This is a genomic window from Geodermatophilus sp. SYSU D00779 (genome assembly GCF_054050595.1).
Window position 1 is genome coordinate 1 of record NZ_JBJGZQ010000058.1, and the last position, 10460, is coordinate 10460.

The following is a 10460-nucleotide window of genomic DNA, read 5'->3' on the forward strand; positions in this document are numbered from 1 at the left end:
GAGGGCGCGCGGGCCCGTTGGGGGCCGGACACGCCGGTTCAGCTGGGGGAAAGCCGGGCCCGGCCCCGCCCCCCCCCCGGGGGGGGGCCCAGGACCGGGGACGATCAGGTCAGCTGATCACCGGGGACCGCCGAGGTCGTCAGACGTAGCGGCGGAAGAGGATCGCAGCGACCATCGCCGGCTTGCTCTGGTTCTCGATCTCCATCGTGATGCCCAGGGTCATCTGCACGCCGCCCTCGAACTGCTTGGCGTCATCGAGGGTCGCCGAGGCGCGGATGCGGGCACCGACCGGCACCGGTGACATGAAGCGGATCTTGTCCGCGCCGTAGTTGACACCCATCCGGAAGCCCGTGGCCTCGATGATCTGCGCGGACAGCGCCGAGACCAGGGACAGGGTCAGGTAGCCGTGCGCGATGGGGCCGCCGAAGGGGCTCTCCCGCTTCGCGCGCTCGACGTCGACGTGGATCCACTGGTGGTCGTGGGTGGCCTCGGCGAACTGGTCCACCTGCTCCTGGGTGATCTCCATCCAGTCGCTGTGCCCGAGGTGCTGGCCGACCTTGGCCAGCACGCCCTCGACGCCCTCCACCGTGGTCTGTGCCATGAGCCTCTCCTCCCGATGCGCCGATCTGGTTGGCTGACTCCACCACACGACGCGACGGCGGGGGGAGCGGGGTTGCTGCGGCTCGGTGCTCTTCGCGTGCCGCCCGGCCGGCTGGTGGTCATGGCCATCGTCAACCGCACGCCCGACTCGTTCTACGACCGCGGCGCGACCTACGAGCTCGCCGCCGCCGTCGAGCGCGTCGACCGGGTCGTCGCCGAGGGCGCGGACATGGTGGACGTCGGCGGCGTCAAGGCCGCCCCCGGCGAGGAGGTCGACGCCGCCGAGGAGATCCGCCGGACGGTCGACCTGGTCGCCGCCATCCGCGCCGCGCACCCGACCCTGCCGATCTCCATCGACACCTGGCGGGCGGAGGTGGCGCGCGAGGTGCTGGCCGCCGGGGCCGACGTCGTCAACGACGCGTGGGGCGGCGTCGAGCCGGGGCTCGCGCAGGTGGCGGCCGAGGCCGGCGCCGGGATCGTCTGCACGCACGCCGGGGGCCTGCCGCCGCGCACCCGCCCGCACCGGGTGGCCTACGACGACGTCGTGGCCGACGTGGTGGCCCGGACGACGGCGCTGGCCGAGGCCGCGGTCGCGGCGGGCGTGGACCGCGACCGGGTGCTGGTCGACCCGGGGCACGACTTCGGCAAGAACACCCGGCACTCGCTGGAGGCGACCCGGCGGCTCGACGAGCTGGTCGCCACGGGCTGGCCGGTGCTGGTGGCGTTGTCGAACAAGGACTTCGTCGGCGAGACCCTCGACGTCCCGCTGGAGCAGCGGCTGACCGGCACGCTGGCGGCGACCGCGGTGAGCGCCTGGCTCGGCGCGACGGTGTTCCGGGCGCACGACGTCGCGGCGACCCGCCAGACGCTGGACATGGTGGCCGCCATCCGCGGCGACCGCCCACCCGCGCGCACCACCCGCGGCCTGGCCTGAGAGAGGACCCCTCCGCCCCCCCGCGCCCCGCGGGCTCGGCGCGGGTCCCTGCCGAGGGGGCCGAGCCCGGGCAGGGGCCGGACCACCCCACGGCTAGGTTCCCGTCATGGCCGCCACCGGGTTCCACACCGCCGACGAGCTCAACGCGATGCTGCCGGGCACCCTGCCGGGGCTGCTGGGGCTGACGATCACCGCGCACGAACCCGGCCGGCTGGAGGCCGCGCTCGACGTCCGCCCGGAGCTGCTGGCCCCCAACGGCTACCTGCACGCCGCGACCGTGGTCGGGCTGGCCGACACCGCCTGCGGGCTGGCCACCCGGGCGCTGCTCCCGGAGGGGTCGGCCGGCTTCACCACCATCGAGCTGAAGAGCAACTTCCTCGGCACCCTGCGCGAGGGCCGGGTGACCACCGTGGCGACCAACGCGCACGCCGGGCGGACGACGCAGGTGTGGGACGCCGTGGTGACCGCCGACGGGACCGGGAAGACCATCGCGCTGTTCCGCTGCACCCAGTCGGTGCTCTGGCCACGCTGACCACACGTCCGGGTACTCACCGGTAACCCCCCTGTGGCCGCGGCCACGGGGGATGTGAGACTGGCGCCACACCGATGTGCGAAGGAGCTGCACCCGTGGCGCTGGCCAGCCGTTACCCCGACGTCGAGATCCCCGACGTCTCCGTCCCCGAGTTCGTCCTCGCCGCCGGGCGCGAGAAGCCCGACGCGCCCGCGCTCATCGACGGCCTCCGGGGCGACGTCATCACCCACGGCCAGCTGGCCGCCTACGTCGACCGCGTCGCGGCGGCGCTGCACGCCCGCGGCCTGCGCAAGGGCGACGTCGTGGCGATGTTCTGCCCGAACACCCCGTGGTACCCGGTGGTCTTCCACGGCATCGCCGCCGCGGGCTGCGTCATGTCGCCGATCAACTCGCTGTACACGCCCGACGAGATCGCCTTCCAGCTGCGCGACTCCGGCGCGAAGATCCTGATCACCGTCTCGCCGTTCCTCGACCGGGCGCTGGCGGCGGTGCACGAGTCCCCGGTCGGCGAGGTCGTCGTCATGGACGGCGCCGAGGGCCACGCCTCGCTGGTCGACCTGCTCTCCACCGACGCGCCGTCGGTCCAGGTCGACATCGACCCGGCCAACGACCTGGTCACGCTGCCCTACTCCAGCGGCACCACGGGCCTGCCCAAGGGAGTCATGCTCACCCACCGCAACCTGGTGGCCAACGTGGCGCAGTGCCGGCCGCTGATCCGGCTCGGCGCGGACGAGCGCATCATCGCCGTCCTGCCCTTCTTCCACATCTACGGGCTCACCGTGCTGATGAACCAGGGCCTGGCCTGGGGTGGCGCGGTCGTGACGCTGCCGCGCTTCGACCTCGAGGACTTCCTGCGCACCATCCAGGACCAGAAGATCACCCGGGCCTTCGTGGCGCCGCCCATCCTGCTGGCGCTGGCCAAGCACCCGCTGGTCGACCAGTACGACCTCTCCTCGCTGACCGCGGTCACCTCCGGTGCCGCCCCCCTCGACGAGCAGCTCGCGCTCGCCGCCGAGCAGCGGCTGCGCAAGGGCGCCGACACCGGCGTCACGGTGGCGCAGGGCTACGGGATGACCGAGCTGTCGCCGGTCTCGCACACCACCCCCGATGTCGGCGCCGAGCCGCCGGGCGTGCCCGCGGGGTCGGTCCCCAAGGGCTCGGTCGGCTTCGCCGTCCCGAACTCCGAGTGCCGGCTGGTCGACCCCGCCACCGGTCAGGACGCCGCTCCCGGCGAGCGCGGCGAGCTGTGGGTGCGCGGCCCGAACGTCATGAAGGGCTACCTGAACAACCCCCAGGCGACGGCGGACACGATCGACGCCGAGGGCTGGCTGCACACCGGTGACGTCGCGATCGTCGACGAGAACGGCTGCTACACCGTCGTCGACCGGGTCAAGGAGCTGATCAAGTACAAGGGCTACCAGGTGGCCCCGGCCGAGCTCGAGGCCGTGCTGATCGGCCACCCGGAGATCGCCGACGCCGCGGTCATCGGCGTGCCGGACGAGGAGAGCGGCGAGGAGCTGCCCAAGGCCTTCGTCGTCCGGTCCCCCGGATCGGCGCTGACCCAGGAGGCGGTCATGGAGTACATGGCCGGCAAGGTCGCGCCGCACAAGAAGATCCGCATCGTCGAGTTCATCGAGGCGGTGCCGAAGTCCGCGGCCGGCAAGATCCTGCGCAAGGACCTCCGCGCGGCGGGCTGAGGACGGTGGGGACGAGGCAGGGCCGGCCGATGGCACGGGTGGACCTGCGAGTGCGGCTGCTGGGGCTGCTGTCCCGCCGCTTCTCGATCACCCGCTTGGACGCCGAGGGGATCGCGGAGGCGCAGGCGCGGCACCTGGGCCACAACCGCGTGGTCGACTTCGTGTTCGGCGGGGTGGCGCCCGGCACCGAGCAGCAGGAGGTCGAGGTGGCGGGCCAGGTCGGGCGCCTGCCGGCGCGGGTGCACCGACCGGTGGGCGCGGAGGGTCCGCTGCCGCTCGTGGTCGACTTCCACGGCGGGGGCTGGGTGGTCGGCGACCTCGACGGGGTCGACTGGCACTGCAGCAGCGTCGCGGCCGGGGTGGGGGCGGTCGTGGTGTCGGTGGACTACCGGCTCGCGCCCACCCATCGCTGGCCGGCCGGTCCCGAGGACTGCTACGCCGCGCTGTGCGACGTGGTGGCCCGCGCTGCGGAGTTCGGAGCCGACCCCGACCGCGTGGCGGTCATGGGCGACAGCGCCGGCGGCAACCTCTCCGCCGTCGTCGCGCTGATGGCGCGAGACCGCAGCGGGCCCCGGATCGCCTTCCAGGGGCTGGTCTACCCGGCCACGGACCTCACCCTGTCCAGCCCGTCGGTCGACGAGAACGCGGACGCGCCGGTGCTGACCAAGGCCGACTGCGTGGCCTTCCGGGACCACTACCTGGGCGGGCAGGACCCGCGCGACCCGTACGCCTCACCGCTGTTCGCGGCCGACCACTCCGGGCTGCCGCCCGCACTGGTCCAGGTGGCCGAGCTGGACCCGATCCGCGACGACGGCCTGCGCTACGCGGCCGCGCTACGAGCGGCGGGGGTGCCGGTGCGGACGACGACGTACGTCGGCATGCCGCACGGCTACCTCAGCTTCCCCGGCTTCTGCCGCAGCGCTCCGCAGGCGATGGCCGAGCTGTGTGCCGAGCTGGCCCTCCACCTCCGCGTCGAGGCGCCGGAGGCCCGCACCTGAACGAGGACCCCCTGCCCCCACCGCTCGGCCCCCTCCCGGGCACCGCCGCGAGCGTGCGAGCGGTGGGGAGGAGGGGGCCCTCCTCCCTGCAGCGGGTCGGCGAGGCCGCCGGAGGTGTCAGCCGGCCGCACCCGCTGCGGCCGGCGCCCCGGCGCGTCCGGGGTCCCTCCGCGTCGCCGTGACCGGCGGGACCCCGACCACGCGCTTGTAGGCCCGGGAGAAGGCGGCCTCCGACTCGTAGCCCAGGTGCCGGGCCAGCTCCCCGACCCGCGCCCCGTCGGCGAGGGCGACGGTGGCCAGGTGCATCCGCCAGCGGGCGACGTAGTGCATGGCCGGTTCCCCGGCGAGCTCGGTGAACCGGGCGGCGAACGAGGAGCGGGACATCCGCGCCTCCCGAGCGAGGCGGGTCAGCGTCCACGCCGTCCCGGGCTCCCGGTGCAGCTGCGCCACCGCCCGTCCCACCTGGGGGTCGCGCAGCGCGCGCAGCCAGCCCGGCCCGGTGGCCGCGGTGTCGAGCCAGGCGCGTACGGCCTGGATGACCACGACGTCGGCGAGCCGGGTGACCACCGCCTCGGAGCCCGGCCGGTCGTGCCCGGCCTCGTCGGCGATCACCCCCAGCAGCACCGGCAGCCAGCCGGCGCGAGCCGCGTCCCGGCCCTCGACGTGCAGGACCGGCGGCAGCAGGTCGAGCAGGTGGGCCGCTCCCGGCCGGTCGGGCTGGACGACGCCGCACACCATCCCGGTCGACGCCCCGCCGCCGTCCAGCCTCAGCACCGAGTAGTGCTCCGCGAGGTACTGCTGGGGCAGCAGGTCGGCCCGACCGGCGATCGGCGCGTCCGGGCCGCTGCGCAGCAGGTGCCCCCGGCCGTGCGGCACCAGCGCCAGGTCCCCGGGGGCGAGCACGGACCGCACGCCGTCGACCTCGAGCACGCACCTGCCCTCGGTGACGACGTGGAAGCTCATGCAGCCGTCGAGGGCCGGCATCTCCACGCCCCAGGGGGCGGTGGCCTCCGCCCGGCAGTAGAAGACGCCCCGGATCCGCAGGTCGGCGAGCACGCCGCCGACCGGGTCGACCGGCGTCCAGGGCCGGTCGGGCGTCGCCCCGGTGACCACGTCCCCAGCCTGGCGCTGCCGCCACCGAGCGTCCAGGCCGTCCGGACGAACGGGCACGGGTCCCGGACGTGCGGTCATGGGCCCGGAACCCCCGACCCACCAGTCTCGGGGTGCCGGTCAGCGGGCCGGCACTCCTGAGAGGAGCGAGGACGTGAAGGTGCTGGTCGTGGGGGCAACCGGGGGATCGGGCCGGGCGGCGGTGGAGGCGCTCGCCGGCCGGGGGCACGAGGTGACCGCCTTCGCCCGCCGGGCGGGTGCGGTGTTCGGGGGCCGTGCCGGGGTCCGGGCCGTGGACGGCGACGCCACCGTGCCGGAGGACGTGGCGCGCGCCGTCCGCGGGCAGGACGCGGTCGTGGTGACGCTGGGCATCAGCGAGCCGCCGCTGCGGGTGCGGCTGCTCGGCAGCGCAGGGACCGCGCTCGACGTGCGTTCACGCGGCACCGCGACCGTGGTCGCCGCTATGCGGGAGCACGGCGTGCGGCGGCTGGTCGTCCAGTCCTCCTACGGCGTCGGGGAGACGCGGGACCGGTTGCCGCTGTCCAGCCGGCTGGTGCTCGCCCTGCTCCTGCGCCCCCAGATCGCCGACCACGAGCGGCAGGAGCGGATCGTCCGCGGCAGCGGGCTGGACTGGACGCTCGTGCAGCCGGTGTACCTGACCGACGGCGACGAGCCGGCCGCCCTCTCCGGCACCGGGGACACCGAGGGGATGCGGGTCTCACGGCGGGCGGTGGGCGGGGTCCTCGCGGACCTGGCGGAGGTCCCCGGCGACGGCCCGCGCAGCGTCGCGGTGTCGGGAGCACGGGCGGCGGTGGCGCGGGGCGGCGCACTCCCGGGCCTCCCCGGGTCCGCGAGGGAGACCAGGAGGAGCCCCGCCTGAGCCTGAGGAGGGTGGCCCCGTCTCGGGCTCCGCCCCGAACGCGCAGGGTGGGGAGCACGGGGTCCTCCTAAGGTCGGGGCATGCGCGCGGTGACCCTCAGCGGATCCGGTGGCCCCGAGGTGCTCGAGTGGGGCGAGGTGCCCGACCCGGTGCTGCGGCCCGGCGAGGTGCTCGTCGACGTCGTCGCCACCGCGGTGAACCGGGCCGACCTGCTGCAGCGGGCCGGGGCCTACCCACCACCGCCCGGGGCCAGCGAGGTCCTCGGCCTGGAGTGCAGCGGGGTCGTCAGCGAGGTCGGTGAGGGCGTGACCGGCTGGTCGGTCGGCGACGAGGTGTGCGCGCTGCTGTCCGGCGGCGGCTACGCGGAGCGGGTCGCCGTCCCGGCGGGGCAGCTGCTCCCCCGCCCCGCCGGGGTGGAGCTGGCCACCGCGGCGGCACTGCCCGAGGTCGTGTGCACCGTGTGGTCCAACGTGTTCATGCTCGCCCGGCTGCGCCGCGGCGACGTGTTCCTGGTGCACGGCGGGTCCAGCGGCATCGGCACCATGGCCATCCAGCTGGCCGCCCGGGCCGGCGCCCGGGTGTTCACCACGGCGGGCACCCAGGCCAAGCTCGACGTCTGCCGCGAGCTGGGCGCGGAGGTGGGCGTCAACTACCGCGACGAGGACTTCGTCGAGCGGGTGATGGAGGAGACCGACGGGGCCGGCGTGGACGTCGTCCTGGACAACATGGGGGCCAAGTACCTCGCCCGCAACGTCGACGTCCTGGCCACCGGCGGGCGGCTGGTCTGCATCGGGATGCAGGGCGGCACCCGGGCCGAGCTGGACCTCGGCAAGCTGATGCGCAAGCGCGCCTCGGTGCACGCCACGACGCTGCGCGCCCGGCCGGCGACCGGCCCCGGCAGCAAGGCCGAGATCGTCGCGGCGGTGCGGCACGACGTGTGGCCCGACGTCGAGCGGGGCGTGGTGCGGCCGATCGTCGACCGGCGGCTGCCCATGTCGCGGGCCGCCGAGGCGCACCGCGTGGTCGACGCCAGCGAGCACGTCGGGAAGGTCCTGCTGCTCGCGGGGGACTGACGGGCCGCGGGCCCGGCACCCTGCAGGAGGGTCCTCCACGGGGGCGAGGGGGTCCTCTCTCAACGGGGGCGCAGCGCGGCGACCGCGTCGACGAGGTACCCGACCTCCTCGGCCGTGTTGTAGTGCATCAGCCCCAGCTGGACGGCGCCGCCCTCCTCGTTCGCCCCCAGCGCGTCGAACAGCTCCCGGGCCGACAGGTCGCCGTCCCACGCGCAGATGCCGCGCCGGGACAGCTCGTGGGCCACCTGCCGCGGTCGCATGCCCCCGACCGTGAACGACAGCGTCGGCGTGGTGTGCGGGGCCGAGCCGATGACCTGCACGTGGCGCATCGCGCGCAGCGCCTGGTCCAGCCAGTCGAACAGCCCGCGCTCGTAGGCGGCCACCGCGGCCATCGAGGCGCGCAGCCGGTCCCGCCGGGTGCCGGTCGCGAGGTCGTCCAGCGAGGCCAGGTGCTCGACCGCCGCGGTGACCCCGGCGAGCAGCTCGAAGGCGTGCCCGCCGCTCTCGAACCGGTCGGGTACCCGGTCGGACACCGGCAGCAGCTTCTCGGGCTCCAGCTCCGCCAGCAGTTCCGGGTCGGCCACCACCGCCCCCACGTGCGGGCCGCACCACATGTCGGCGGCGACGGTGAGGAAGTCGGCGCCCAGCGCGCGGACGTCGAGGAGGTCGTGCGCCGCGGCGTGCGTGCCGTCGACGTGGACCAGCGCGCCGACCGCGTGCGCGCGCCGGGCGATCGCCGCGACGTCCGGGCGGGTGCCGATCGCGGAGCTGGCCGCCGTCACCGCGACCAGCCGGGTGCGGGGACCGAGCAGCTCGTCGTACTGCCAGTCGGGCAGCTCGCCGGTCTCGATGTCCACCTCGGCCCAGCGCACGGCCACGCCGGCGCGGGCCGCCAGCTCCACCCAGGGCCGCACGTTGGCGTCGTGGTCGAGCCGGCTGACGACCACCTCGTCGCCGGGTCGCCAGGTCCGGGCCAGCGCGCGGGCGATGGTCCAGGTCAGCCGGGAGGGGTCCGGCCCGAGGACGACGCCGGTGGACACCCCGCCGACCAGGTCGGCGACGGCGGTGCGGGCGCTGCTGACCAGCCCCTCCGCGCGGGCGGACGCCGGGAAGACCCCGCCGCGGTCGGCCACCGGCACCCGCATCGCCTGCGCCACCGCGAGGACGACGTTCTCGGGGAGCAGCGCGCCGGCCGACCCCTCGGCGTGCACCAGACCGTCGGAGAGTCCCGGGAAGAGGCCCCGGACGCGGGCGACGTCCAGCCGTCCCTCCCCCGGTCCCATGGGCTTCGACACTAGACGTCGCCCCCTGCGGTCGGAGGCGACCCGGGCCGCCCCGGCAGGTCTCCGCGGTGCCGGGGGAGGATGGGGGCATGACCGCACCTGACAACGGCAGTGGACGCCCTCAGCAGGTCGTCGTGGTCGGCCCCGACGGCCGGCCCGTCGGCACGATGCCCGTGCCCGACGGCGGGTCGCTGGGTGGGCGGGACGACGATGCAGCCGGCGACGGCGGCGGGAGCATCGGCGACATGGTCGAGCAGCCGGCGAAGGTCATGCGGATCGGCACGATGATCAAGCAGCTGCTCGAGGAGGTCCGCGCCGCCCCTCTGGACGACGCCAGCCGCAACCGGCTGCGCGACATCCACGCCTCCTCGATCCGCGAGCTCGAGCAGGGCCTGGCCCCGGAGCTGCGGGAGGAGCTGGAGCGGATCACGCTCCCGTTCAGCGAGGGCGAGACCCCGTCGGACGCCGAGCTGCGCATCGCCCAGGCCCAGCTGGTCGGCTGGCTGGAGGGCGTCTTCCACGGCATCCAGACCGCGCTGTTCGCGCAGCAGATGGCTGCCCGGGCCCAGCTGGAGGAGATGCGCCGCCGCGCGCTGCCGGGTGGCAGCCACGCGCCCCAGCAGCCCGACTTCCGCCCCGGCGGCGGCCAGTACCTGTAGTCCCACCCCCGAGGCCGTGAGCATCGGCGAGTGGCTGCTCGACACGCCGATGAGGCAGCCACCGGCCGGTGCCCACGGCGGGGGACGTCGCTGCGGCGGCAGGTGCCCGACCGCCCGAGCGCAGACCCGCACCCCAGCGTCACGGCGCGCCCACCACGCGTGTGACCGGGGTCACCCGACCCGGTGAACAGCCTGGTCAGGCGGTTTCGCGGCGCCCCGGGACACCCACCCGGACCGGTCGACGACCGGAGATCCCGGCCGCTGACCGACGCGTGGAGGACCCATGACCAGCGAGCAGACGAGCACCGCACCGACCGGGCGGACGGGCGGGTCGAACGGCCTGGCGGTCGCCTCCCTGGTGACCGGGATCGCCGGCATCCTCCTCGCCCTGCTCTTCGCCGTCGTGGGCCTGGCCCTCGGCGTGGTGGCCGCCGGCCTCGGCGCCGCGGCACGTCGCAACGGCGGACGGGGCGGCCAGGCCACGGCCGGGCTGGTGACCGGAGCCGTCGCCGTCGTGCTCGCGATCGTCAACATGGTCCTGGCCTACAACCTGTTCACCTGAGCGGGGGGGGGGGGGGGGGGGGGGGGCCGGGGGGGGGGGGGGGGGGGGGGGGGCGGGGCCGGGGGGGGGGGGGGGCGGCGGGGGGGGGGGTTTTGGCGGCGGGGCCGCGCCCTGGGCGCCCCGCCCCGTGCG

The 10460-nt window shown here is 75.6% G+C and carries 11 protein-coding genes; 8 read left to right on the plus strand and 3 right to left on the minus strand.

Translation table 11 applies throughout. The features are described 5' to 3' along the window. Positions 1-139 precede the first annotated feature (139 nt). Positions 140-601, minus strand: coding sequence for a MaoC family dehydratase (locus tag ACI79G_RS24630; RefSeq protein ID WP_456883666.1), 462 nt, complete (start codon positions 599-601; stop codon positions 140-142). A gap of 72 nt (positions 602-673) precedes the next feature. Between ACI79G_RS24630 and folP the strand changes: the two genes are divergently transcribed. From folP to ACI79G_RS24650, 4 genes are all read left to right on the plus strand, one after another. Then, positions 674-1534 carry a dihydropteroate synthase gene (folP, locus tag ACI79G_RS24635; RefSeq protein WP_456883667.1) on the plus strand — a complete coding sequence of 287 codons (861 nt, stop codon included), beginning with the start codon at positions 674-676 and terminating at the stop codon, positions 1532-1534. A 106-nt stretch (positions 1535-1640) separates the two neighbouring features. Further along, positions 1641-2066, plus strand: a complete 426-nt coding sequence (locus ACI79G_RS24640) for a PaaI family thioesterase (protein ID WP_456883668.1) — start codon at positions 1641-1643, stop codon at positions 2064-2066. 95 nt (positions 2067-2161) lie between these two features. Further along, entirely contained in the window at positions 2162-3763 is a 1602-nt protein-coding gene (locus tag ACI79G_RS24645; protein WP_456883669.1) for a 4-coumarate--CoA ligase family protein, read from the plus strand. A gap of 29 nt (positions 3764-3792) precedes the next feature. After that, a complete protein-coding gene (locus ACI79G_RS24650; protein WP_456883670.1) occupies positions 3793-4761 on the plus strand; it encodes an alpha/beta hydrolase in 969 nt (322 codons plus the stop codon). A gap of 117 nt (positions 4762-4878) precedes the next feature. Here the strand turns inward: ACI79G_RS24650 and ACI79G_RS24655 are convergent, their stop codons facing one another. Further along, entirely contained in the window at positions 4879-5874 is a 996-nt protein-coding gene (locus ACI79G_RS24655) for an AraC family transcriptional regulator (protein ID WP_456883671.1), read from the minus strand. Between the two features lie 151 nt (positions 5875-6025). Here ACI79G_RS24655 and ACI79G_RS24660 point away from each other — a divergent pair, with 151 nt between their 5' ends. Both ACI79G_RS24660 and ACI79G_RS24665 read left to right on the plus strand, forming a co-directional pair. Beyond that, entirely contained in the window at positions 6026-6751 is a 726-nt protein-coding gene (locus tag ACI79G_RS24660; RefSeq protein ID WP_456883672.1) for an NAD(P)-dependent oxidoreductase, read from the plus strand. 80 nt (positions 6752-6831) lie between these two features. Beyond that, complete coding sequence (locus ACI79G_RS24665; protein WP_456883673.1) at positions 6832-7824, plus strand: NAD(P)H-quinone oxidoreductase; 993 nt, start codon at positions 6832-6834, stop codon at positions 7822-7824. A gap of 59 nt (positions 7825-7883) precedes the next feature. Here ACI79G_RS24665 and ACI79G_RS24670 read toward each other — a convergent pair whose 3' ends face one another. Further along, positions 7884-9107: a cysteine desulfurase-like protein gene (locus tag ACI79G_RS24670; protein ID WP_456883674.1), complete on the minus strand. Its 1224-nt coding sequence runs from the start codon at positions 9105-9107 to the stop codon at positions 7884-7886. A gap of 89 nt (positions 9108-9196) precedes the next feature. Here ACI79G_RS24670 and ACI79G_RS24675 point away from each other — a divergent pair, with 89 nt between their 5' ends. Next, a complete protein-coding gene (locus ACI79G_RS24675; RefSeq protein ID WP_456883675.1) occupies positions 9197-9766 on the plus strand; it encodes a bacterial proteasome activator family protein in 570 nt (189 codons plus the stop codon). Between the two features lie 283 nt (positions 9767-10049). Continuing rightward, positions 10050-10328: a hypothetical protein gene (locus ACI79G_RS24680; RefSeq protein WP_456883676.1), complete on the plus strand. Its 279-nt coding sequence runs from the start codon at positions 10050-10052 to the stop codon at positions 10326-10328. The last annotated feature ends 132 nt before the right edge of the window (positions 10329-10460 follow it).

Excerpts from the sequence above, each read along its gene's own strand:
- ACI79G_RS24630 (WP_456883666.1), bottom strand. The coding sequence starts at position 601 with ATGGCACAGACCACGGTGGAGGGCGTCGAGGGCGTGCTGGCCAAGGTC.
- ACI79G_RS24640 (WP_456883668.1), top strand. The coding sequence starts at position 1,641 with ATGGCCGCCACCGGGTTCCACACCGCCGACGAGCTCAACGCGATGCTG.
- ACI79G_RS24650 (WP_456883670.1), top strand. The coding sequence starts at position 3,793 with ATGGCACGGGTGGACCTGCGAGTGCGGCTGCTGGGGCTGCTGTCCCGC.
- ACI79G_RS24665 (WP_456883673.1), top strand. The coding sequence starts at position 6,832 with ATGCGCGCGGTGACCCTCAGCGGATCCGGTGGCCCCGAGGTGCTCGAG.
- ACI79G_RS24670 (WP_456883674.1), bottom strand. The coding sequence starts at position 9,107 with ATGGGACCGGGGGAGGGACGGCTGGACGTCGCCCGCGTCCGGGGCCTC.
- ACI79G_RS24675 (WP_456883675.1), top strand. The coding sequence starts at position 9,197 with ATGACCGCACCTGACAACGGCAGTGGACGCCCTCAGCAGGTCGTCGTG.
- ACI79G_RS24680 (WP_456883676.1), top strand. The coding sequence starts at position 10,050 with ATGACCAGCGAGCAGACGAGCACCGCACCGACCGGGCGGACGGGCGGG.